This window comes from Nocardiopsis sp. CNZ308, from assembly GCF_004217075.1.
The window spans coordinates 727,661-751,569 of the sequence record NZ_SHKJ01000001.1 but is presented as its reverse complement, the minus strand read 5'-3'; the positions used below and the strand labels follow the sequence as shown (position 1 = coordinate 751,569).

At 70.7% G+C, this 23,909-nt stretch carries 19 protein-coding genes and 2 tRNA genes; 16 read left to right on the top strand and 5 right to left on the bottom strand.

Features of this window, described 5'->3' with window-relative positions; translation table 11 throughout:
- Positions 1–63: 63 nt before the first annotated feature.
- From EV372_RS03240 to EV372_RS03210, 8 genes are all read left to right on the top strand, one after another.
- The gene (locus EV372_RS03240; RefSeq protein WP_130394779.1) at positions 64–1,485 is read left to right on the top strand and encodes an aldehyde dehydrogenase family protein; all 1,422 of its coding nucleotides are present in this window, start codon (positions 64–66) and stop codon (positions 1,483–1,485) included.
- Positions 1,486–1,673: 188 nt separating this feature from the next.
- Positions 1,674–1,823, top strand: a complete 150-nt coding sequence (locus tag EV372_RS28975) for a hypothetical protein (protein WP_165435955.1) — start codon at positions 1,674–1,676, stop codon at positions 1,821–1,823.
- 85 nt (positions 1,824–1,908) lie between these two features.
- On the top strand, positions 1,909–2,376 hold the full coding sequence (locus EV372_RS03235) for a ribose-5-phosphate isomerase (RefSeq protein WP_130394778.1): 468 nt from the start codon (positions 1,909–1,911) through the stop codon (positions 2,374–2,376).
- 810 nt (positions 2,377–3,186) lie between these two features.
- On the top strand, positions 3,187–4,290 hold the full coding sequence (locus EV372_RS03230) for a PP2C family protein-serine/threonine phosphatase (RefSeq protein WP_013154419.1): 1,104 nt from the start codon (positions 3,187–3,189) through the stop codon (positions 4,288–4,290).
- 304 nt (positions 4,291–4,594) lie between these two features.
- The gene (gene mgtE / locus EV372_RS03225; RefSeq protein ID WP_130394777.1) at positions 4,595–5,938 is read left to right on the top strand and encodes a magnesium transporter; all 1,344 of its coding nucleotides are present in this window, start codon (positions 4,595–4,597) and stop codon (positions 5,936–5,938) included.
- Between the two features lie 94 nt (positions 5,939–6,032).
- A complete protein-coding gene (locus EV372_RS03220) occupies positions 6,033–6,275 on the top strand; it encodes an Rv0909 family putative TA system antitoxin (protein WP_130394776.1) in 243 nt (80 codons plus the stop codon).
- A gap of 46 nt (positions 6,276–6,321) precedes the next feature.
- Positions 6,322–7,269, top strand: a complete 948-nt coding sequence (locus tag EV372_RS03215; RefSeq protein WP_130394775.1) for a M23 family metallopeptidase — start codon at positions 6,322–6,324, stop codon at positions 7,267–7,269.
- A gap of 37 nt (positions 7,270–7,306) precedes the next feature.
- The gene (locus EV372_RS03210; protein WP_130394774.1) at positions 7,307–7,888 is read left to right on the top strand and encodes a (2Fe-2S) ferredoxin domain-containing protein; all 582 of its coding nucleotides are present in this window, start codon (positions 7,307–7,309) and stop codon (positions 7,886–7,888) included.
- A 108-nt stretch (positions 7,889–7,996) separates the two neighbouring features.
- Here EV372_RS03210 and EV372_RS03205 read toward each other — a convergent pair whose 3' ends face one another.
- The 3 genes from EV372_RS03205 to EV372_RS03195 form a co-directional block, all read right to left on the bottom strand.
- Positions 7,997–9,859 carry an ABC transporter ATP-binding protein gene (locus EV372_RS03205; RefSeq protein ID WP_130398727.1) on the bottom strand — a complete coding sequence of 621 codons (1,863 nt, stop codon included), beginning with the start codon at positions 9,857–9,859 and terminating at the stop codon, positions 7,997–7,999.
- 168 nt (positions 9,860–10,027) lie between these two features.
- Positions 10,028–10,531: an adenylyltransferase/cytidyltransferase family protein gene (locus EV372_RS03200; RefSeq protein WP_130394773.1), complete on the bottom strand. Its 504-nt coding sequence runs from the start codon at positions 10,529–10,531 to the stop codon at positions 10,028–10,030.
- A gap of 633 nt (positions 10,532–11,164) precedes the next feature.
- Positions 11,165–11,238: transfer RNA gene (locus tag EV372_RS03195), tRNA-Gly, on the bottom strand.
- A gap of 117 nt (positions 11,239–11,355) precedes the next feature.
- Between EV372_RS03195 and EV372_RS03190 the strand changes: the two genes are divergently transcribed.
- The 5 genes from EV372_RS03190 (at position 11,356) to clpX (ending at position 16,235) form a co-directional block, all read left to right on the top strand.
- A tRNA-Pro gene (locus tag EV372_RS03190) sits at positions 11,356–11,430 on the top strand.
- Positions 11,431–11,656: 226 nt separating this feature from the next.
- The gene (gene tig, locus EV372_RS03185) at positions 11,657–13,117 is read left to right on the top strand and encodes a trigger factor (protein WP_130394772.1); all 1,461 of its coding nucleotides are present in this window, start codon (positions 11,657–11,659) and stop codon (positions 13,115–13,117) included.
- A gap of 217 nt (positions 13,118–13,334) precedes the next feature.
- Complete coding sequence (locus tag EV372_RS03180) at positions 13,335–13,967, top strand: ClpP family protease (protein WP_013154411.1); 633 nt, start codon at positions 13,335–13,337, stop codon at positions 13,965–13,967.
- A 48-nt stretch (positions 13,968–14,015) separates the two neighbouring features.
- On the top strand, positions 14,016–14,675 hold the full coding sequence (locus EV372_RS03175; protein ID WP_047872141.1) for an ATP-dependent Clp protease proteolytic subunit: 660 nt from the start codon (positions 14,016–14,018) through the stop codon (positions 14,673–14,675).
- A gap of 285 nt (positions 14,676–14,960) precedes the next feature.
- Positions 14,961–16,235, top strand: coding sequence for an ATP-dependent Clp protease ATP-binding subunit ClpX (gene clpX, locus EV372_RS03170; protein ID WP_013154409.1), 1,275 nt, complete (start codon positions 14,961–14,963; stop codon positions 16,233–16,235).
- 215 nt (positions 16,236–16,450) lie between these two features.
- On the opposite strand, the gene EV372_RS03165 is transcribed toward clpX, so the two are convergent.
- Entirely contained in the window at positions 16,451–17,164 is a 714-nt protein-coding gene (locus EV372_RS03165; RefSeq protein WP_130394771.1) for a DUF305 domain-containing protein, read from the bottom strand.
- Positions 17,165–17,473: 309 nt separating this feature from the next.
- Here EV372_RS03165 and EV372_RS03160 point away from each other — a divergent pair, with 309 nt between their 5' ends.
- The 3 genes from EV372_RS03160 to EV372_RS03150 all read left to right on the top strand — a co-directional run bounded on the left by EV372_RS03160 (position 17,474) and on the right by EV372_RS03150 (position 22,023).
- Entirely contained in the window at positions 17,474–18,850 is a 1,377-nt protein-coding gene (locus EV372_RS03160) for an LVIVD repeat-containing protein (RefSeq protein ID WP_130394770.1), read from the top strand.
- 193 nt (positions 18,851–19,043) lie between these two features.
- Positions 19,044–20,456 carry a hypothetical protein gene (locus EV372_RS03155; protein ID WP_130394769.1) on the top strand — a complete coding sequence of 471 codons (1,413 nt, stop codon included), beginning with the start codon at positions 19,044–19,046 and terminating at the stop codon, positions 20,454–20,456.
- Positions 20,457–20,607: 151 nt separating this feature from the next.
- On the top strand, positions 20,608–22,023 hold the full coding sequence (locus EV372_RS03150; protein ID WP_130394768.1) for an LVIVD repeat-containing protein: 1,416 nt from the start codon (positions 20,608–20,610) through the stop codon (positions 22,021–22,023).
- Between the two features lie 483 nt (positions 22,024–22,506).
- Here EV372_RS03150 and EV372_RS03145 read toward each other — a convergent pair whose 3' ends face one another.
- The gene (locus EV372_RS03145; RefSeq protein WP_130394767.1) at positions 22,507–23,874 is read right to left on the bottom strand and encodes a folylpolyglutamate synthase/dihydrofolate synthase family protein; all 1,368 of its coding nucleotides are present in this window, start codon (positions 23,872–23,874) and stop codon (positions 22,507–22,509) included.
- Between the last annotated feature and the right edge of the window lie 35 nt (positions 23,875–23,909).

Genomic DNA, 23,909 nt, shown 5'->3' with positions numbered 1-23,909 from the left:
GGAAAGCACGGGCCCGGCGCCCCGGGCTGGCCAACCCGAATCGCGTTCTGCGACAGTGGGGCCATGCGATCCCTCTACATCGACGGCGCCTGGCGCGACTCCGCCTCCAGCGAGGCACTGGACGTGGTCAACCCGGCGACCGAGCAGGTCATCGACACCGTTCCGGCCGGGGCCGCCGAGGACGTCGACGCCGCGGTCGCGGCGGCAGCAGGCTCCCTGCCCGCCTGGTCCGCGCTCACGCCCGGGCAGCGCGTCACCCACCTGGCCAAGGCCCTGGAGCTGTTCAACGCCCGCATCGACGACATCGCCGCGGAGCTCACCCGGGACATGGGCGCCCCCGCCGTGTTCGCACGCAAGGTCCAGGCGGGCCTGCCCGCCCTCATGTTCCAGACCTACATCGACCTGGTCGAGGAGAGCGGCGAGCGCTACTTCGGCGGCGAGCGGGTGGGCAACTCGCTCATCGTGCGCGAGCCCGTCGGCGTGGTCGGCGCCATCACCCCGTGGAACTACCCGCTCCACCAGATCGTGCTCAAGGTCGTCCCCGCCCTCCTGGCGGGCAACACCGTCGTCCTCAAGCCCAGCGAGGTCGCCCCGCTCAGCGCCTACGCCCTCACCGAGGTGTTCCACGAGGCGGGCCTGCCCGCGGGCGTGTTCAACCTGGTGTCGGGCACCGGCCCGGTCGTGGGCGAGGCCATCGCCGCCCACCCCCGCGTGGACATGGTGTCCTTCACCGGCTCCACGCGCGCCGGGACCCGGGTCAGCCAGGTCGCCGCGGAGACCGTCAAGAAGGTCGCACTGGAGCTGGGCGGCAAGTCCCCCAACGTCATCCTGCCCGACGCCGACCTGGTCAAGGCGGTCAAGCGCGGCGTCGCCGACGTCATGCGCAACACCGGGCAGAGCTGCAACGCGCTCACCCGCATGCTGGTGCACCGCGACTCCTACGAGGAGGCGGTCGCCCTGGCCGCCGAGTCCGCGGCCAAGTACGCGCCCGGCGACCCCGCGGACGAGGCCACCCGCATGGGCCCGCTGGTCTCCGCCGACCAGCTGGAGCGGGTCCGCTCCTACCTCGCGCTCGGAGTGGAGGAGGGCGCCCGCCTGGTCGCCGGCGGCCCCGAACCGGTCCGGGGCCGCCCGAACGGCTACTACGTCAACCCCACGGTCTTCGCCGACGTGAGCAACGACATGCGCGTCGCCCAGGAGGAGATCTTCGGCCCCGTGCTGGTGCTGATCCCCTACGACACGGAGGAGGAGGCGGTCGCCATCGCCAACGACACCGTGTACGGGCTCAACGCCGCGGTGTGGTCCGGCGACCCCGAGCGCGGCCTGGCCGTCGCCCGGCGCCTGCGGGCCGGACAGGTGGAGGTCAACGGCGGCGCCCTCAACCCCCGCGCGCCCTTCGGCGGATACAAGCGCTCCGGCAACGGCCGGGAGTGGGGCGCCCACGGCCTGGATGAGTTCTGCGAGGTCAAGGCCATCCAGTTGTGACCCCGGGCGTGTGCCGGGCCCCGCGGAGCCCGGCGCACCGACCGGTGGCGCGCACCCGCCGACGGGTGTGCGCGGACTCACGGCCCCCGCGGCCCCCCGCGTGGAATCGGCCCCGGTGGGAACCACGTTGTGCGGTGTGGAAAAATTTCCGACGGGATATCCCTGGTCGAACCCTAACGAGGTGGAAGTTGAGCAAGAAGCCCGCGGTCTCCAAGGCAGGTCCTCTCGGCAAGGACCTCAAGGCGATCGTCATCTACAACGTGATCGCCATCGGCTCGATGGCCCTCTTCGCTGTCCTCGGGCTGAGCGTCGCCGCTGCGGCCTCCGGCTCCATCTGAGGGACACGAGTACCACCGCGCCCCGCCTCGCTCCAGCGAGCGGGGCGCTGCGCTTGTCACCGCCGTGACCTGCCAGACTGGACCCGTGCGTGTTTACCTTGGATCAGATCATGCGGGCTACGAGCTCAAAGAACACCTCGTCTCCTGGCTGAGGGAGCAGGGCCACGACGTCGTCGACGCCGGGCCCGCCGCCTACGACGCCGCGGACGACTACCCGCCCTTCGTGCTGCGCGCGGCTGAGGGGGCCGCCTCCGACAAGGGCGCCCTGGGCGTCGTCATCGGCGGCTCCGGCAACGGCGAGCAGATCGCCGCGAACAAGGTCAGGGGCGTACGCGCGGCCCTGGCCTGGAGCGAGGACACCGCCCGCCTGGCGCGTGAGCACAACGACGCCAACGTGCTCAGCCTCGGCGCCAGGATGCACTCCGCGCAGGAGGCCACCCGGTTCGTGGAGGTCTTCCTCACCACCCCGTACAGCGACGAGGAACGGCACACCCGCCGCATCGCGATGCTGACGGCCTACGAGGAGACCGGCGAGCTGCCCCCGCTCCCCTAGACGGGGTTCCCGGGGACCTCCGCTTCGCCTCGGCCCGCCCGTCGCCGCCCTCCGGGGCGCTTCGCGGCGGGGCGGGCCACCACCCTCAACGGTCGCCACGCGCGGTGCCTTCCTTGTCCGGTGCCCCGCGACGCGGAAACGGGGTCCCGACGGGCACGGTGGTGTCTCCGGTGAGACGGCCCGCGTCCACACCGTGGCCCACCACCCTCAGCGGACGCCAGCGGCGCAAGTCCTGTTCGCGGCCCCGCCTCCGCCGCCTCCAGGCCCCGTGGACCGCTCCCCGAGGGGCCCGAACCGCGAGCGGGGACGTCCGTACGCGCGGGGCGGCATCCGGCGCGGACCGGGAGGCCGAGAGTCCCTGGTCCGGGCCGCGGCACCGTGGGACCCTGGAAGCGGGCCGCGCCGACGGGGCGCGGACCCGGTCGGCGGCGGGGAGCCCGACCGCGGGGGAGTGTCCGAGAGGGATGAACACCCGGCTTACGGAACGGTTTTCGGACGCCGGAACGATGCCCGAATCCACACGCTCGGTTATCGGCTGAACCCAAATCCTCGGTTTGGGTGGAGAACACTGCTGGTTGCACGTGCCACGGCGACACCCCCCGCGCTACAGTTCGTGCACAGTTGCGGGCCTCGCTGCCCGCGGCGCGGCGGTGCCCTCCGGTCGGCACCTCCGGCAACCACGGCCAGGGCGTGCCCCACACAGCCCCGTACGCCGGCCCCCGGCGGCGACGCGGCTCCCGCGCCCATCCCGACCGTGCCGTCCGAGAACCGAACCCCCGCTGGTGAGCGGGTGTGCAACGCAGGGGACACATGAAGCCCACACCGACCGCCAAGACCACCCGGCTGCTGCGCTCCACCGCGCAGCGGCTCGTCGCGGTGCTCCGGCGCAAGGTGCTGTTCCGTTACCGGCTCGTCCTGATCACCCTGGTCGCCCTGGCCGTCGGCATCGGCGTCGGCGCCGTGTGGGGTCCCACCGGCTGGTTCCCGCCCAGTTCCACCATCCTCACCGTCCTCGCGGGCGGCCTCCTCCTCAAGCGCAAGAGCCTGGCCTTCCTGCTGGCCGTGGTCGCCGCCGTCCTGGTCTTCGTCGCCTTCATGCTCGACTTCGGCCAGGTGGGCCCCGGCCTGCTGGTCACCATCGGCGTCACCGCGGTGCTGTCCTACCTGCTGTCCGGAGTGCGCGAGCGCCTCGGCGTCCAGGGCCTCAGCGGCGAGATGATGCTGCTGGACCTGCGCGACCGCCTGCGCCGCCAGGGCAAGCTGCCCCGGCTGCCCGAGGGCTGGGGGCGCACCGCCGTCCTGCGCCAGGCGGGCGGCTCGTCCTTCGGCGGCGACTTCGTCGTCTCCATCCGCAGGGAGAACCGGCTGGACGTGGCCGTCGTGGACGTCTCCGGCAAGGGCGTGGACGCCGGAACCCGGGCCCTGCTGCTCTCCGGCGCCTTCAGCGGGCTGATCGGGGCCGTCCCCACCCGCGACTTCCTGGCCCACTGCAACGACTACCTCATGCGTAACAGCGGTGGCGAGGGCTTCGTCACCGCCGTGCACCTGAGCGTGGACCTGGACACCGGCGAGTACCAGATCGCCTCCGCCGGGCACCCGCCCGCGCTGCACTACGACAGCGGCGGAGGGCTGTGGAGCACCACCGAGGCCAAGGGCGTGGTCCTCGGCGTCATCCCCGAGATGACCTACACCTCCGTCGAGGGCAGGCTCCGGCCCGGCGACGCCATCATGCTCTGCACCGACGGCCTCATCGAGACCCCGGGCGAGGACCTCGACGCCGGGATCGACCGCCTCCTCGGCGCGGCCGAGCAGCTCGTCCCGCGCGGTTTCGCCACCGGGGCGGACGAGATCGTGGACACCCTCAGCAGGGACAAGAACGACGACTGCGCCCTGGTCGTCCTCTGGCGGGACTGACCCGCCGCCCGTCGGTCGGCTTCTGGCGCGCTGGTGAGGCGTCCGGTGTGCCTCCAGACCCTCCCGACGGGTAGGGTCGGGGTGCTCCCCGTCCCGCGTACGGCGGTCAGACCGTACACGTCCCCGGATCACCGTGCCCGCCCTTTCCGCCCCCGGAAGACCCATCCGACGCACGGTTCACCACACCAGTGACAACGGGACCGGAGCGGGGCCGTGGAACCACCGGCCCACCGCTTTTCCCAGGATCCGGTGCCGCCCGTGGTGCTTCCCACCGGGCGCAGAAGAATGCGAGGGGGTGCTTCGCATGTCAGAAGGCGAGCGCGCTGAAGAACTGATCGATCTGGTCGAGAACAACGACCTGACCGGTATCCGGCTCTGGTTGGCCGAACACAGGCCCTACGAGATCGCCGACGAACTCTCCCGCATGGACGGCAGTGAGGCGATCATCCCCTTCCGGCTCCTGGACAAGGACCGCGAGCTGGAGGTCTTCGAGGAGCTCGACCCCGGCCAGCAGCAGTCCATCCTGCTCGGGCTGCGCGACACGGCCTTCCACGAGATCCTCGAGGAGATGGACCCGGACGACCGGGCCCGCCTCATCGGCGAGGCGCCGGCCAAGATCGCCACCCGCGCCCTGGCCGGGCTCAGCCCCGCCGAACGCAGGATGACCGCAGCCCTGCTGGGCTACCCCGAGGACTCCGTCGGCCGGTACATGACCCCCGAGACGGTCATCCTGCACCGCGACCTCACGGTGGGCCGCGCCCTGGAGGTCGTGCGCGCGCGGGGGGCCGACGCCGAGACCATCTACACCCTGCCGGTGGTCAGCGACGGCCGCCGCATGGTCGGGACGGTGACGCTGGGCGACCTCGTGGTCAGCGACGACGAACAACTGATCAAGGACATCGTGGACGTGTTCGCGCCGCGCGTGCGCGCCGCGGAACCGGTCGAGGACGCCGCCCGCCTGATGCAGGAGGCCAACCTGGTCGCCCTGGCGGTGGTGGACTCAGAGGAGCGCTTCGTGGGTCTGCTGACCTTCGACGACGCCCTGGAGGTCATCGAGGCCGCCGACTCCGAGGACATGGCCCTCCAGTCCGGCGCGAGCCCGGTCGGCGAGCACTACGTGTCCGTCGGGGTGCTGCGCCTGGTCGGCGCGCGCTCGGTGTGGCTGATGCTGCTCATCGTGGCGGCCACGCTCACGGTCAACGTGATGCAGGCCTTCGAGTCGGCCCTGGAAGCCGTCACCGCCCTGGCCCTGTTCGTGCCGATGCTCATCGGCACGGGCGGCAACGTCGGCGCCCAGTCGGCCACCGCGATCGTGCGCGCCCTGGCCGTGGGCGAGGTCCGGGTGCGCGACCTGCCGTCGGTGATCTGGAAGGAGGCCCGGGTCGGCCTGCTGCTGGGACTCCTCCTGGCCGCGCTGGCCCTGGGCATCGGCTCCCTGCTGGTGGGCGTGGACGTCGCCGTGGTGGTGGCGTGTTCGGTGATCGCGGTGTGCACGTGGGCGGCGGCCATCGGCTCGTCCATGCCGCTGCTCGCCCGCAAGGTGGGCGTGGACCCGGCGGTGGTGTCCTCGCCGATGGTGACCACCATCGTGGACGCCACGGGCCTGCTCATCTACTTCTCCATCGCCACCGTGGTCCTGGGTCTTTGACCTGGTCCCCGAGCCCGCCCCGGACGCCCCACCGGCATGAACGGGGCGGGAACCGGGTATCGCGACAGGGCAGGGCGGATCGAGGGAGGATTACATGTCCGGTACCGGAGATGCGTTCAAACGGCTGAAGAAGACCGTCGACGACAACGCCGAACACGCCCAGGGCCTGGTCGGCAAGGCCGCCAGAGCCGCCAAGAAGGCCACCGGCGGCGCCCACGACGACAGGATCGACCGGGGCGCCGGAGCCGCGACGGAGTACCTGCGCAAGCGCGCTCGGGAGAACGACCGGCCCCGGCAGGACGGGGAGATCCGCCGGGACGGGGAGAACCCGAGGTAACGCGGCCCGTCTTCGCGCGGGGCGGGCGGGGCGTCCACAATGAGGGATGCCCTCATCCGCCCCGCGCCGCCCCCCGTCCCCCTCCGGCCGCCCCGTCCCCCGCTGGCCGCTGCTGCTCGCCAGGGTGCGCATGCCGCTGATGTGGACGGCCACCCTCGCCCTCCTCGCCGGTTACCTCGGCCTCTCCTGGTGGGTGGGCGGATCCCTGTTCGCCGCCGCGCTGGCCGTGTACCTGCGCCTGGGCACCGTGCGGTGCGAGCCCCGGGTGCTGGAGCCGCCCGTGCGGGGCAGGTGGATGGCGCTCACCAGCCCCGTGGACGGTGTGCCGAGCCAGGGCAGCCACGCCTACGGCCAGACCCATGCGCTCGGCCTGGTCGCCGAACCCGGCACGGGCGCCCGCCCCGACATCGGCTGGCGGCCGCTCAGCCGCCCGCCGGGCGACTTCCCGGCCTTCGGCCAACCCGTCCACGCGCCCGCCGACGGGACGGTGGTGGCCGCGCACGGGAGCCAGCGCGACCACCGCAGCCGCAACTCCTGGCCCTGGCTGTTCGGCTCGGTCGTGGAGAACGCGCTGCGGGAGCTGCGCGGCCCCGCCGGGCTGCTCGGCAACCACCTGGTGATCGACGTGGGCGGCGCCTACGTACTCCTGGGCCACCTGGAGCGCGGATCGCTGGCGGTCCGCCGCGGCGACCGCGTCCGGGCCGGTCAGGCACTGGCCCGCTGCGGGAACTCCGGTGCCTGCACCGAGCCCCAGGTGCGGATGCAGCTCATGGACCGCCCGGGGCCGGTGTTCGCCGCCGGTCTGCCGTTCGTGTGGGCGCCGGGGTGGAACGGCGGGGACGGCGGCGCGGGGCTGCCCGAGACCTGGCGCCCCGTGGTGGTCGCCGGGCCCGGCGACGGGGGCGCGCCGGTGGAGGACATCGAGCCCGAGGGCGTATCCGCTGTTCAGGCGGTTCCGGACACGGATTACGCTGATGAGGTAAGGCGAACCTAACGGTCCTGGGGTTCGACGGGAGCGTGGAGGGAGAAGAGTGGACACGGCCCAAGGACGTCCCTGCCAGCTCACGGTGTGCCGGGGCTGCTGCTGCGGTACCAAGAAGAAGGTCCCCGGGGTGGACCACAAAGCCCAGCTCGCCCGCCTCAGGGCCATCGACGACCACTCCGGCCGCAGTGTTCCCGTCCGCACCAGCAAGTGCCTGGGCATCTGCTTCCAGGCCAACGTGGTGGTCGTCCAGCCGTCCTCGGCGGGGCGGGCCGCCGGAGGCCGCCCGGTGTGGCTGGGGGAGGTCACCGAGGACAAGCTGGTCGAGGCCGTCGACGACTGGATCTTCGAGGGCGGGCCCGGCATCGCCCCGCTGCCCGCCGTCCTGGCCGACCACGTGACCTCCAAGGACGCCAAGAAGCCGAAGAAGCGCAAGAAGCCCAAGCACTCCAAGGCGGCCAAGAAGGAGCGCAAGAAGGACCGGCGCGAGGACGCCGCCCGTCCGGACAAGGGCGGGGGGAAGAAGAAGGACGAGAAGTCCGAGAAGAAGAAGCCCAAGAAGTCCAAGAAGGACAAGAAAGCCAAGAAGGACAAGAAGCCCAAGAAGGGCGGCAAGTCCGGCGGGGACTGACCCCGGGCCCCCGGAGGCCCCGCGCCCCGGCGCCGGAGGGGCTCCCGGCAGGCGGCCGCCCGGACGCGCCGGAAACCGTCCCGCCGGGTCGGCCCCCGGTCACGGGCGCTACCGGCTCTGCGGCGCGAACTGGGTCCGGTACAGCGCCGTGTACAGCCCGCCCTGGCCCAGCAGTTCGTCGTGCGTGCCGCGCTCCAGGATCCGGCCGTCCTCCAGCACCAGGATCTGGTCCGCCTCACGCACCGTCGCCAGCCGGTGCGCGATCACCAGCGAGGTCCGGCCCTCCAGCGCCACGGACAGCGCCTCCTGCACCGCCGCCTCGGACCCGGAGTCCAGGTGGGCCGTCGCCTCGTCCAGCACCACCACCGACGGCGCCTTCAGCAGCAGACGCGCGATCGCCAGCCGCTGCTTCTCACCGCCCGACAGCCGGTACCCCCGGTCACCGACCATCGTGTCCAGCCCGTTGGGCAGCTGGTCCAGGAGGGTGCCCAACCGCGCCATCCGCAGCACCTCCTCCAGCTCGGCGTCGGTCGCCTCCGGCCGGGCGTAGCGCAGGTTCGCCCCCACGGTGTCGTGGAACAGCTGCGCGTCCTGGGTGACCACGCCGACCGCCTCGCGCAGCGAGTCGCCGGTCACCTCGCGCAGGTCCAGCCCGCCGACGAGCACCCGGCCCTCGGTCGGGTCGTACAGGCGCGACACCAGGTGCGTCAGCGTCGTCTTGCCCGCTCCGGACGGCCCCACCAGGGCCACCATCGTCCCCGGCTCCGCCCGGAACGACACCCCGCTCAGCACCTGGGTGTCCTCGTCCACCGCCGCCTGCGGCGTCAGCTCCAGCGACGCCACCGACGACTCCTTCGCCGCCGGGTAGCGGAACGACACGTTGTCGAACTCCACGCCCAGACGCCCCTCGTGCAGGTCCCGGGCGTCGGGGCTCTCCTTGATGCCCGGCTCCAGGTCCAGCACCTCGAAGACCCGGTCGAAGGAGACCAGCGCGGTCATGATCTCCACGTGCACGTTGGACAGCGTCGTCACGGGCCCGTACAGGCGGGCGAGCAGGGTGGTCAGAGCCACCAGTGTGCCCACCTCGAAGGCCCCGCCGATCGCCAGCACGCCGCCGACCCCGTAGACCATCGCCATGGCCAGCGCCGTGATCAGGCCCAGCATGCTGAACAGCAGCGAACCGAACACCGCCTGGCGCACGCCCAGGTCCCGGACCCGGCTCGCGCGCCGGGCGAACCCCGCCGACTCCTCCTCGGGGCGTCCGTACAGCTTGACCAGCATCGCCCCGCCGACGTTGAACCGCTCGGTCATCAGCGAGCTCATGTCCGCGTTGGTGTCCATCGCGTCGCGGGAGATGTGCGCGAGCCGCCGCCCGATCACCTTGGCGGGGACCACGAACAGCGGGACCAGGGCCAGCGCGATCAGCGTCACCTGCCACGACAGGGCGATCATCGTCACGATCACCGCGGTCGCGCTCACCACGTTGGACACCACCGACTGCAGGACGGAGGTGATCGCACGCTGCGCGCCCACCACGTCCGTGTTCAGACGGCTGATCAGCGACCCCGTCTGCGTACGGGTGAAGAAGGCCACCGGCATCCGCTGCACGTGGGTGAACACCTGCGTGCGCAGCTGGTAGATGACCCCCTCGCCGATCCGGGAGGACAGCCACCTGCCGAGCAGGGTCAGTCCGCTCTCCAGCACCGCCAGTCCCGCTGCGGCGAGCGCCAGCCACACCACCAGCGCGGTGTTCCCGGTCAGGATGCCGCGGTCGATGATGGCCTTGAGCAGGAGCGGGTTGGCGACCACGATCCCGGCGCCGACCGTCGTCACCAGCAGGAAACACAGGATCACCCGCCAGTGCGGGCGGGCGTAGGAGATGATGCGTCGGGTGATTCCGGGGGGCAGTGACTGCCCCTTCGCGCTCCCGTCGTTGACCAGGGCCCTGTAGGAGGGCCTGCCGGACATCATTGTCATGAACAGCCTCGTTCTGCTTGCCTATTCGCCACGCAAGCGTCAACACCGGTGCGTGTGCACCGCTTCCCAGGCCGCGTGGGGGCACGGGGAGGGGCCCGCACGCGTCACGGGGCGGGCGGGGCCGCGAGCCGTCGCGGCGGGCCCGGGGAGGTCCTGCCGGTGCTAGAGGGAGTGGGCGAGGCGGCCCAGGGCCGCGGTGGTGGACCGGCCGGGGGTGAAGGGCAGCTCCCAGGCCTGCGCGCCGAGCGCGTCGGCGCCGCGGATCTTGGCCTGGGTGTAGCGGTCCCCGGCGGTGTAGGCCAGGGCGGCGGGCGCCAGGGGGCGCAGCACCTCGGCGTAGGAGGCCCAGTCGGCGACCTCGGGCAGTCCCTCGATGACGAACGCGCCGGTGACACAGGCCAGAGCGGCCACGGTCTCGGCGCGCTCCTCCGCCGGGTTCACGGGGCGTCCCGGGCCCTTCCAGGCGCGCACGCGCGCGTCGGACTCCACACCCACCACCAGGGGCAGCCCCCGGTCGGCGATGGAGCGGAGGAAGCGGACGTGTCCGACGTGCAGGACGTCGAAGGCCCCGGTGACGACCGCTGGCCGCACCAGGGGGTCGGGACGCTCGAACCAGTGGGCGCTCAGCGCGGTGCCGGGGCCCTGCGTCGCTTCCGTGTCCGTCATCTGGGTCCTTCCGAAGAAACTCTGGCCTTCAGGCTAAGGAGGAATCGGACTCCTGTGGAGCAAGACGGGAAACGGTGGTTCGCGTCGGCTCGGACGAGAACCACGTCCGGGTCGGCAACCGGCGACGAAGCAGAAAACTCGACCCGCGAGGGAGGAACCTCCCCGCTTCAGCTGGGAGAGAAGCCCATCACCACCCGTTCGGCAGGCCTGAGGGCGCCCGGGTCCGATCGCGCACGCGGGCTCGCCCGAAAGGTCAACGTATCCGTTCAGGACGGGTATTCCTTCTCGGGGCGCGCCGACCGAACACGGTTCGCCTTCGGAGCGGGGGAGTGGCCCGCGAATGTGAGCTACATCACTGGAGAATCCACTCGATGGAATGCCGAAAACGTCCGAAATCCGGACAGGAGGCGGGGGGTGTTCTCCGGAGAGAGCGGCGGAGTGAGACGGGACCTTCGGTGCACGGCTCGCCCCGAGTGTGGCGTGGGAATTCGGGGGTCGTCCCCCGGAGAAATGGCGAAGCGAGCCGGCGCGTGAGTGCACGGCTCACCCTGAGTGTGCTGCGGGGGTTCGGGGGTCGTCTCCCGAGGAAATGGCGAAGCGAGCCGGTGTCCCTGACACACGGCTCACTTCGAGTGGAGCGGGCGACGAGAATCGAACTCGCATGGCCAGCTTGGAAGGCTGGTGTTCTACCATTGAACTACGCCCGCGTGGCACCGGAGACTTCGAGTGTCCTCTAGACTCGTGGAGCCGACGGGGACAAGACTACAGTCTCCGGAGCCGTGGTCGCACACACCTTTCAGGAGTGCCATCCTTGGTTCGGCACACGGGGTGTAGCGCAGCTTGGTTAGCGCGCATGCTTTGGGAGCATGAGGCCGCGGGTTCGAATCCCGCCACCCCGACGAAACCACCGTGGCAGCGGCTCCGGCCGCGCGCCGTGGCCCCCTGTCTATCTGCCCTAGACTTGGTGCGATCAGCAGGAAACTGTAAGTCCCAGCCCGTCGCAGGGCACCCCAGCTGGATGCGGTCGTCAAGACCCCGGGGGTGCGCGCGTGCCTTTCGCCGTTGTGTGTGGTGCGCCTGCGGGCCGACGCGGACACCAGCCGGCAAACCTAGGAGTACCGCCCCGTGAAGACCGATGTCGAGGAGCTGAGCCCCACCCGGGTCAAGCTGACCATCGAGGTGCCCTTCGAGGAGCTCGATCACGCTTTCGACGTGACGTACAAGTCGCTCGCCAAGCAGGTCCGGATCAAGGGCTTCCGGCCCGGCAAGGCGCCGGCGCGGCTGATCGACCGCTACGTCGGCCGCGGCGCGGTGATCAGCGAAGCGGTCAACCACGCCGTTCCGGAGCTCTACAACGAAGCCATCCAGAAGGAGGAGCTCTTCGCGCTCGGCCAGCCCGACGTGGAGGTCACCAAGCTGGAGGACAACGACGAGCTCGCCTTCACGGCCGAGGTCGACGTCCGCCCCAAGTTCGAGGTCGAGGACTACAAGGGCATCGAGGTCACCGTCGACAGCGCCGAGGTGACCGACGAGCAGGTCGACGAGCAGATCGGCACCCTGCGCGAGCGCTTCTCCACCCTGGTGGGCGTGGACCGCCCCGTCGAGGACGGCGACCACCTGTCCATCGACCTGTCCGCCGCCATCGACGGCGAGAAGCTCGAGGACGTCGCGGTCAGCGGCTACTCCTACGAGGTCGGCACCAACACCATGCTGGAGGGCCTCGACGAGACCCTGCGCGGCATGGAGGCCGGCGGCGAGGCCACCTTCTCCACCACCCTCGTCGGCGGTGAGCACGAGGGCCAGGAGGCGGACGTCACCGTCACCGTGCACAGCGTGAAGGTCAAGGAGCTGCCCGAGCTGGACGACGAGTTCGCCCAGCTGGCCTCGGAGTTCGACACCATCGAGGAGCTGCGCGCGGACGTGCGCAACCGCATGGGCGAGGTCCGCCGCCTCCAGCAGCTCTCCGCCGCCCGCGACAAGGCCCTGGAGCAGCTGATCGACTCCGTCGACATCCCGCTGCCCGAGTCGGTCGTCGAGGAGGAGATCACCCGCCGCCGCCAGAGCCTGGAGCAGCAGCTCGCGCAGAGCGGCCTCACCAAGGAGGCCTACCTCGAGTCGCAGGAGAAGACCGAGGAGGAGTTCGACGAGGAGCTGACCACCGGCGCCCGCTCCGCGGTCAAGGCCGGGTTCATCCTCGACCAGCTGGCCATCCAGGAGGACCTGAGCGCCGACCAGGGCGAGCTCAGCCAGTACGTCTTCGAGCAGGCCCAGCGCATGGGCGTGAGCCCGGACCAGCTGGCCCAGCACCTGGTCGAGTCCAACCAGATCCGCGTCGCCTTCACCGAGGTCGTCCGCGGCAAGGCCATGGACCTGGTCCTGGCCGGCGCCCGGATCACCGACGAGGACGGCAACGTCGTCGAGCAGGAGACCGCCGAGGAGGAGGCCGCCAAGGCCGCCGCCGTCGCCGCGGGCGAGGCCCTGGAGGCCGTCGAGGACGACGCCGAGGGCGACACCGCGGACGCGGCCGACGAGGCCAAGGCCGAGGAGACCAAGGCCGACGAGGCCAAAACTGACGAGGCCAAGTAGGCCCCGGGTAGCCCCGGGCTTCGCGCGTACGGGCCCCGTCCGACCCTCCGGGTCGGGCGGGGCCCGCGTCGTGTTCGCCTGTGGAAGAACGCCCTGTACGGAGATCGCGCCACCCTGCGCTCAAAGCGAACAGGGGCGCGAACCGGACGAGCGCGGTGCCGCGCGGCGTTAGTGTCGCTGTATCGCAACCGTTTCGATTCCGGAGCAGGTGACGAGAGTGCCGTCGACCTTTGAAGAGTCCCCGCGTTTCGACGCCCGTACGTCGGAGACGCAGATTTCCCCTTTGCTTGAGCAGACGCCTCAGCGCCTGTTGCGCCAGCGAATCGTCTTCCTCGGCCAGCAGGTCGATGACGAGATCGCCAACCGCCTGGTGGGTGAGCTGCTGCTGCTGTCCGCGGAGGACCGCCAGCGCGACATCACCATGTACATCAACTCGCCCGGTGGTTCCGTGACCGCGGGCATGGCGATCTACGACGTCATGCAGTACATCCCCAACGACGTGCGCACCGTGGGTATCGGTATGGCCGCGTCCATGGGCCAGATGCTCCTGTGCGCCGGAGCGCCGGGCAAGCGCTACGCGCTGCCGCACACCCGCGTCATGATGCACCAGCCGTCCGGCGGTATCGGTGGTACCGCCTCCGACATCCGCATCCTGGCCGACCAGCTGCTCTACGTGAAGAAGATGTTCATCGAGAAGATCTCCGAGCACACGGGCCAGACGGTCGAGCAGATCGAGAAGGACGCCGACCGCGACCGCTGGTTCACGGCCAAGGAGTCCAAGGAGTACGGCTTCATCGACGAGGTCCTCGAAGGGACCCTCGACGTGACCCAGGGCCGAACCCAGAGTTGATCCGTCGGACCTCATCCCAGGAACGGCGCAGTGCGTGGAAGGCGTGAAATGACCGAGTTCAACCCCAGTCTCATCGGCGGCGCGGCCTCGATGGCCCCCCAGGGTCGCTACGTCCTGCCGTCCTACGTGGAGCGGACGTCCTACGGCGTCAAGGAGATGAATCCGTACAACAAGCTCTTCGAGGAGCGGATCATCTTCGTCGGCGTCCAGATCGACGACACGTCGGCCAACGACCTGATGGCCCAGCTCATCACCCTGGAGCAGCTCGACTCCGAGCGGGACATCCAGATGTACATCAACTCGCCGGGAGGCTCCTTCACCTCCCTCATGGCGATCTACGACACGATGCAGTTCGTCCGCCCCGACATCCAGACGGTGTGCATCGGCCAGGCCGCCTCGGCCGCCGCGATCCTGCTCGCGGGCGGGACGGCGGGCAAGCGCGGCGCGCTGCCCAACGCCCGCATCCTGATCCACCAGCCCGCGACCGAGGGCATGCACGGCCAGGCCAGCGACATCGAGATCCAGGCGAACGAGATCACCCGTATCCGTACGCAGCTGGAGACCACCCTGGCCCGCCACACCGGGCACTCCGTCGAGAAGGTCTCCAAGGACATCGAGCGGGACAAGATCCTGACCGCCGAGGAGGCCAAGGACTACGGCATCATCGACTTCGTGCTGCCCTACCGCAAGGCCTCCCTGAAGTCCTGAAGCAGGGCCGCGGCACAGCCGGACGGCCTGACCGGGCGCGCGGACGCGGCGCCGGGCAGGACGTCCGGGCGAAGGTGAAGCGCAGGCCGGACCGGCCCATGACCCGCCTGGGGGAGCCCGGTGGTGAAGCCGGTCCGGTTTTTCGCTTAGTCTGACGGAGAGCGACACACAGATCGCCTCGTCCGTGACCACCGCTGTGGACGGTCACGGAAGATTTTCGACTTCCGGGCGGTTGCCCGCGCGAGCGGCACCGACGGGGCGGCCTTAGTTTTGAGGAGTGGCTGGGTGGCACGCATCGGCGACGGCGGGGACCTGTTGAAGTGCTCGTTCTGCGGCAAGAGCCAGAAGCAGGTGAAGAAGCTCATCGCCGGCCCCGGCGTGTACATCTGCGATGAGTGCATTGATCTGTGCAACGAGATCATCGAAGAGGAACTCGCCGACGCCACCGAGCTCACCTGGGACTCGTTGCCCAAGCCCCGTGAGATCTACGAGTTCCTGGACTCGTATGTGATCGGTCAGGAGCAGGCCAAGAAGGCGTTGTCGGTGGCGGTGTACAACCACTACAAGCGGGTGCGTTCGGAGGGGGATCGTCCGGGCGAGGAGGATGTGGAGATCGCCAAGTCCAACATCTTGCTGCTCGGGCCGACGGGGTCGGGCAAGACGTTGTTGGCGCAGACTCTGGCGCGGATCCTGAACGTGCCGTTCGCGATCGCGGACGCGACGGCGCTGACGGAGGCGGGGTATGTGGGGGAGGATGTGGAGAACATCCTGCTCAAGTTGATCCAGGCGGCTGACTATGACGTGAAGAAGGCCGAGACGGGGATCATCTACATCGACGAGGTCGACAAGGTCGCGCGTAAGAGTGAGAATCCCTCGATCACTCGGGATGTGTCGGGTGAGGGGGTGCAGCAGGCGTTGTTGAAGATCTTGGAGGGGACGACGGCGAGTGTGCCTCCGCAGGGGGGTCGCAAGCATCCGCATCAGGAGTTCATTCAGATCGACACGACGAATGTGTTGTTCATCTGTGGTGGTGCGTTCGCGGGGTTGGAGAAGTTGATCGAGTCGCGGACGGGTCAGCAGGGGATGGGGTTCAACGCGGTGTTGCGTCCCAAGGGTGAGCTGGGTGGTTCGGCGTTGTTCGGTGAGGTGATGCCGGAGGATCTGTTGAAGTTCGGGATGATTCCGGAGTTCGTGGGTCGGTTGCCGGTGATCACGAGTGTGCATGATCTGGATCGTGAGGCGTTGATCCGGATTTTGACGGAGCCGCGGAACGCGTTGGTGAAGCAGTATCAGCGGTTGTTCGAGTTGGATGGTGTGGAGTTGGAGTTCACGCCGGATGCTTTGAACGCGATTGCTGAGCAGGGGATTATTCGGGGTACGGGTGCGCGTGGTTTGCGGGCGATTATCGAGGAGGTGTTGTTGTCGGTGATGTATGAGGTGCCTTCTCGTGAGGATGTGGGTCAGGTGATCATTACGCGGGAGACCGTGATCGACAACGTCAACCCCACCATCGTCCCGCGGGCCCAGCTGCGCCGGGCCCGCCAGGAGAAGTCCGCCTAGCCGCGTCCCTCCCGGACCCCGCGCACCGCGTCTGCGCGCCTGCGACGGGTCCGGCGGTACCTTCCCCGGAACCGCGTCCCACTCCCCGGCGGCCAGGCCGCCCGCGGGACGGGGCCCGGCACACGCGAGGGGGCGCCCCGACCGGGGCGCCCCCTCGCGTGTGCCGGGGGCCGCGATCCCTCCCCGCCGGGGCGGACGCGCGGGTCCCGCCGGGCCTACTCCTCCAGCGCCTGCTCCATGCGCGCGATGTCGGCCTTCTGCTCGGCGATCACGTCGTTGGCCATGCGCATCACCGTCTGGTCCTTGCCCTCGGCCAGCGCCTCCTCGGCCATGGTGACCGCGCCCTCGTGGTGGGCGGTCATCAGCTCCACGAAGAGGCGGTCGAACTCGTCGCCCTCGGCCGCCGCCAGCTGCTCCAGCTCCTCCTCGGTGGCCATGCCCGGCATGTCGCCGTGGTCGACCTCCAGCTCGCAGGTGGGCACGTCGCCGCTCTCGTCGTGGTGGGTGCCGTCCCCCTCCAGCCCGCAGAAGTTCTGGTGCGCCGGGTTCTCCCTGGCCGGACCGAAGATGTTCTCCTCCAGCCAGCTCTCCATGGCGGTGATCTCCGGGCCCTGGGCGTCGGCGATGCGGTCGGCGATGAGCTCGATGTCCTCGCGCTCGTGGCGCTCGGGCACCAGGTCGGTCATCTCCAGGGCCTGTGAGTGGTGCTCGATCATCATCACCAGGTAGGTGACGTCGGCCTCGTTGTGGCCCTGCTCCTCGGCGAGGGCGGCGATCTGGTCGGCGGTGGCGGGGGAGGAGGACTCCCCGGGCGCGCCGGGGGCGATGACGTTGGCCGACTCCTGCTCCTGCCCGTCCCCCTCATCCGTACAGGCTGAGGCTCCGAGCAGGGCGAGAGCGGTTCCGGCCGCGAGTACCAGGCGACGCACGAGGTGTCCTCCGATGGGGTGGGGTGCGGACGGGGCCGCTGTGCCCTGAGGCAACGTCCTGCGGGCTTTCTTACTCACTCGACGGGTGTTCTGTCCAGTCCCGGACCCGGGTTGGTGCCATCTCGTTCGACTTCGCGGTACCGGGCGCGGGCGCCTGGGCGCCTCTCACTCCCGAGGGTTTCTGTGTGCTTTTGGCCTTCTGGAGCGTTGAATGTCCGTTCTCGGCGTTTCGTCTGGTTATTGCCAATGAAAGGGAGTAAAACCCATAGTAGTCAGTTGGATGCTTTGTGTATTTCCGGGAGGTGTGCGGTGGTGTCGGAGACGCGAAGGCACGCGAACGGACTGCGGTGGGGGACGCTCGGAACGGCACCCCTCCTGGTCACCGCCCTCCTGGCCGTTCCCGGGGCCAGGGCCGACGGGGTGAGCACCGGCGGAGGCGTCGTGCACGTGGCCAACCTGCCCAGGCCGGAGGGGCTGGACGGCGCCGCGTCCTACAACTCCGACCTGGCGTTCAGCGGCGACTACGCCATCGGGGGCAACTACGACGGCTTCGTCGTCTACGACATCTCCGATCCCGAGAACCCGAGCCGGGTGTCCACGGTCGTGTGCCCCGGGAGCCAGGGCGACGTGTCGGTGAGCGGCGACCTGCTCTACCTCTCGGTGGACTACCCGCGCGCCGGCACCGAGTGCGGCGCGCCCTCGGTGTCGGCCACCGACCCGGACGGCTTCGAGGGGATCCGGATCTTCGACATCTCCGACAAGGCCAACCCGCAGTACGTGTCGGCGGTGCGCACCGACTGCGGCTCTCACACCAACACCCTGGTGCCGGGCAAGGACGGCGAGCACGACTACGTGTACGTCTCCTCGTACTCGCCTTCGAAGGACTTCCCCAACTGCCAGCCGCCCCACGACAAGATCTCCGTCGTCGAGGTGCCGCTGGCGGACCCGGCCTCGGCCCGGGTGGTCAGCGAACCGGTGCTGCTGCCGGACGGCGGCCACGGGACCACCACCGGCTGCCACGACATCACCGCCTACCCCGAGCGGGACCTGGCCGCCGCGGCCTGTCTGGGGGACGGCCTGCTGCTCGACATCTCCGACCCGGTGAACCCGGTCGTCACCGAGGTGGTCCAGGACGGGAACTTCGCGTTCTGGCACTCGGCGACCTTCACCAACGACGCCCGCACCGTGGTCTTCACCGACGAGCTCGGCGGCGGGCACGCGGCCACCTGCGACGCCGAGACCGGGCCCGAACGGGGAGCCAACGCGGTCTACTCGCTGGACCAGAGCGGGGCGGAACCGAAGCTCGAATTTCGGAGCTACTACAAACTGCCCCGCCACCAGGCCGAAACTGAGAACTGTGTGGCGCACAACGGCTCGCTGATCCCGGTGCCCGGCCAGGACTACTTCGTGCAGTCCTGGTACCAGGGCGGCGTCTCGGTGATCGACCTCAACGACCCGGCCGCTCCCGAGGAGATCGGCCACTTCGACCGCGGACCCTGGAACCCCGACGCCCTGACGACGGCGGGCTCGTGGTCGGCCTACTACTACAACGGGTACGTCTACTCCTCCGACATCATGCGCGGGCTCGACGTGCTCCGGCTCACCGACTCCCGCCTGGCGGGGGCCGAGGAGGTGCGGATGGAGGAGTTCAACCCGCAGTCGCAGCCGTCCACGCCCTCCGGCTGAGCCGTCGGTCGCGGCGCGCCGGAGCCCTCCGGTGCGCCGCGCGGCACCCGGATTAGGCGCCTTGTGTAGTCGAATCGGGCCAGCTGGACACCGTGTTAAGAACAAGGTTTCTTTTGTATCCCCCTATACATATAGATGTTGAACTGTGTACCTTCTTCCTGTTTCGCTCCAATCAGAATCAGGAGTACACAGGATGGCGTCATCCCCCCCGACCCCCACCTCCCGGCGCGCCAGACGCGGACTGACCGGAGTCTCCCTCGCCGGAGCGGCGGTGCTCATGGTCGGGCTCCTCGGCCCGGCCTCGGCCTCGGCGGACGACGAGTTCGCCAGTGACGCCGACACCAGTGCCAACATCACCCATGTGACCAACGTCCCGAAGACCGAGGCCATGAGTGACTTCAACTCCGACCTCGCCTTCAGCGGCGACTACGCCATCGGCGGCAACTACAACGGCTTCGTCATCTACGACATCTCCGAGCCGGAGGAGCCGCAGGTCGTCTCCGAGGTCCTGTGCCCGGGCGGCCAGGGCGACGTGTCGGTGAGCGGCGACCTGCTCTACTTCTCGGTGGACTACCCGCGCGCGAGCACCGAGTGCGGCGCGCCCTCGGTGCCGACCACCGACCCGGACGGCTTCGAGGGCATCCGGATCTTCGACATCTCCGACAAGGCCAACCCCCAGTACGTGTCGGCGGTGCGCACCGACTGCGGCTCGCACACCAACACCCTGGTGCCGGGCAAGGACGGCGAGCACGAGTACGTGTACGTCTCCTCCTACTCGCCCTCGGAGCGCTTCCCGAACTGCCAGCCGCCGCACGACAAGATCTCCGTCATCGAGATCCCCGTCGACGCACCGTCCGAGGCCAAGGTCATCGACACCCCGGTGCTCTTCCCCGACGGCGGCAACACCGGCACCGCTGGCTGCCACGACATCACCGTCTACGCCGAGCGCGACATCGCCGCGGGCGCCTGCATGGGCGACGGCGTGCTGATGGACATCTCCGACCCGGCCGCGCCGGTCGTCACCGAGGTGGTCCAGGACGACAACTTCGCGTTCTGGCACTCGGCGACCTTCACCAACAACGGTGAGACCGTGCTGTTCACCGACGAACTCGGCGGAGGCGGCGGCGCCACCTGCAACGAGGAGGTCGGCCCCAAGCGCGGCGCCAACGCCATCTACGCCATCGGCGGTGGCCAGGACTCCCCCGACCTGGAGTTCGAGGGCTACTACAAGCTGCCCCGCCACCAGGCCGACACCGAGAACTGCGTCGCGCACAACGGCTCGCTGATCCCCGTCCCCGGACGCGACTACTTCGTGCAGTCCTGGTACCAGGGCGGCGTCTCGGTGATCGACTTCAACGACCCGGCCAACCCCCGGGAGATCGGCCACTTCGACCGCGACCCGATCAGCGAGGACAACCTCGTCCTGGGCGGCTCCTGGTCGGCCTACTACTACAACGGCTACGTCTACTCCTCCGACATCACCCGCGGGCTCGACGTCCTGAAGCTGGAGGACCCCCGCTTCCGGGTGGCCGAGCAGGTGCGGATGGACGAGTTCAACCCCCAGTCCCAGCCCGAGTACCGGCCGGGCCGCGGCAACGGCCGCTGACCGCACGGGCGCCCCGGGCCCCGAGGGGAGCCGGGGCGCCCGCCCGAACGCCGCCCGGCCCGTGGCCGGGTGACGAGGAACCGGGGCCGCGGCCGTGTACGCCGCGGCCCCGGCGCGTCCACCCCACCCCCTAGTGCACACAGGAGAACCCATGCCCGCACCTCCCGCAGCACCACGGGCCAGGAAGGCGCTGCGGCGCACCGCGGCCCTCGCGTCCGCCGCGGCCGCGTCCCTGCTCCTCGGGCTCCTCGGCCCGGCCGCCGCCCAGGCGGACGAGGCGCCCGCCGAAGACATCCACAGCGACAACATCACCCACGTCGCCCACACGCCCAAGCCCTCGGTCGTGCGCAACGTCAACTCCGACCTGGCGTTCAGCGGCGACTACGCCATCGGCGGCAACTACGACGGCTTCGTCATCTACGACATCTCCGAGCCGGAGGAGCCGCAGGTCGTCTCCGAGGTCCTGTGCCCGGGCGGCCAGGGCGACGTGTCGGTGAGCGGCGACCTGCTCTACTTCTCGGTGGACTACCCCCGGGCGGGCACCGAGTGCGGGGCCCCCTCCGTCCCGGTGACCGACCCGGACGGCTTCGAGGGGATCCGGATCTTCGACATCTCCGACAAGGCCAACCCGCAGTACGTGTCGGCGGTGCGCACCGACTGCGGTTCGCACACCAACACGCTGGTGCCGAGCAAGACCGGTGACAGCGACCTCATCTACGTGTCGTCGTACTCGCCCTCGGAGCGCTTCCCGAACTGCCAGCCGCCGCACGACAAGATCTCCGTCATCGAGGTCCCGCACGACGCTCCCGAGGAGGCCGCGGTCGTCAACGAGCCGGTCCTGTTCCCCGAGGGCGGCAACCACGAGCAGGACGGGCTGCTGCTGCCCACCCAGGGCTGCCACGACATCACCGTCTACGCCGAGCGCGACATCGCCGCGGGCGCCTGCATGGGCGACGGCGTGCTGATGGACATCTCCGACCCGGTGAACCCGGTCGTCACCGAGGTGGTCCAGGACGAGAACTTCGCGTTCTGGCACTCGGCGACCTTCACCAACGACGCCCAAACCGTGCTGTTCACCGACGAGCTCGGCGGAGGCGGCGCCCCGACCTGCACCGAGGAGGTCGGCCCCCAGCGCGGCGCCAACGCGATCTACGAGGTGGGCGGCGGCGACTCGCCGGAGCTGGAATTCGCCAGCTACTTCAAGATCGACCGCCACCAGGGCGACCAGGTGTGCGTGGCGCACAACGGCTCGCTGATCCCGGTGCCCGGCCAGGACTACTTCGTGCAGTCGTGGTACCAGGGCGGCGTCTCGGTGATCGACTTCAACGACCCGGGCGCCCCGAGCGAGATCGGCTTCTTCGACGTGGACTCCCGCGTCGAGGAGGGTGTGCAGGACAACGACACCTGGTCGACGTACTACTACAACGGCTACGTGTACTCGTCCGACATCGAACGCGGCCTGGACGTGCTGCGGATCGACGACCCGCGCGTGCGCGCGGCCGAGCGGGTGCGGATGGAGGAGTTCAACCCGCAGAGCCAGGAGAGCTACCGGCCGGGACGGCGCTGACGGCGGGTAGGGGCTGACGGGCTTCCCGAGCCCGTGATCCGGGCGGGGGCGGTGCCGCGGCACCGCCCCCGTCGCCGTGCCGCGGCCCCGCGTGCCGCCCCGGCCGGGGGAGGTCATGCCGGGCGGAGGGGTCCGGGGAGAGGGCGCGCCGAGGCGGAGCGGGCCCGGGAGGGCACGCTGCGGCGGAGCAGGCCTCGGGGCGAGGTGCGCGCCGGGGCGGAGGGAAGGGGCCCAGGGGGAGGCGCACGCCGAGGCGGAGCGGGCCCGGGGGAGTTCTCCACAGCGGCGGGAGGGCGGTTCCGGGCCGGGGCCCGGCGGCGTAGGCTCGATCTCGGGGGAGCCGCGCCCCATCGCCGGGGGACCCCGACACCCCCGTGTTCGAGTGTCCCGCGCCAGTGCCCGGCGCCGCCAGAGCCTCCTCCGACCTGTGGACGACGCGGGCGGTCGGGGCCGGGCGGTCGGGGACCGCGCGGCCGCCCGGCCTCAGCCGAAGAGGCGGTCGGTGGGGGCGTCCACGGCCTCCAGGACCCGACCGGTGAAGTAGACCGTGCCCAGGGCCAGCACGCGTCCGCCGAGCGCGCGCAGGGCCGCGGGGGACAGGGCCGCGGCGTCCATGCGGCCCCAGTGGCCCGGCAGGGCGTGCTCGAAGCGCAGGTGGGCCTCGGGCAGGCGCACCGCGGTCACGGGCAGGCCGCCCAGGACCTCCACCGCCCCCGACACGTCCTTGTGGTCGGGCAGGCACAGCAGCACGTGGTCCACCCCGCCCCACAACCCGCGGACGTGGGCCAGGGCGGCGGCGACCCCGTTGCGGTCGATCGCCGAGTCCACGACCACCTCGGCGTCCGCCTCCGCGCCCGGCGCGCTGCCGCCCCCCACCAGGTCCCCGTCGGCCCCGCCGGAGACTCCTCCAGCCCGACCGGACGCCCCTCCGTCCCGTCCGGACGCCTCTGCCGCCCCTGCGGGCACGGCGTGGCGGGACAGCCTCCCCGGCAGTCGGACGGTGCCCAGCACGGCGTGCAGGCGCTCCGGGTCCAGGGGCGGGCGGCCCAGGTGGTCCAGCATCCGCGCCGCGGCGGCCGTCCCCAGCACCCCCGAGGCCGCGGACAGCCCCGGCGGGCGCAGCGCGGGCGGCGGCTCCACCCCCGGCAGGTCCGGATCGACCACCTCGGCCCGGACCCGGCCCCCGGTGGCCTCGGCCAGGGCGGCGTCGACCTCGGCGGCCACCTCCGGGGTCTGCGGCAGGCGCACCAGCGCGCGGGTCCGCTCCCCGGCCACCCCCGCCTTCTCCCGGGCGATCTGCGCCACGGTGTCTCCGAGGACGCCCAGGTGCTCGGCGAAGACCTTGCCCAGGGCGACGACCTCCGGGCCGACCAGGCGCAGTTCGTCGCGGTGGCCGCCCATCCCGGCCTCCAGCACGCACACGTCGGCACCCACGTCGATGGCGCGCAGCAGCCCCGCCACGAGGAACAGCCCGCTCGGTGCCAGGTGGCCGCCGAACTCCTCCACCGTCGGCAGTTCCCGTCGGGCGGCGTCGATCCGGGCGCCCAACACGTCCAGTTCGGCGTCGGACACCGAGGTCCCGTCCACCCGTACGCGCTCGCGGTAGGAGCGGAAGCTCGGCCCGGTGACCAGGACCGTGCGCAGCCCGGCCGACGCCAGCGCCGCCGCGGCCGTCGTCGCCGTGCTCCCCTTGCCCTTGGACCCCACCACTCCCAGCACCGGGGGGCGGCGCGTGTCCAGCCCGAGCACGCGCATCAGCGCCGTGGCACGCTCCAGGCTTCCGGTGCGGTCGCGGGGGCGGTCGGGGCGGCGCTGCGCCCACTCGGAGAAGAAGGGGTCAAGGCTTCGCATGGTTCCAGTATGGTCTGCGCGACACAGGCCACCGG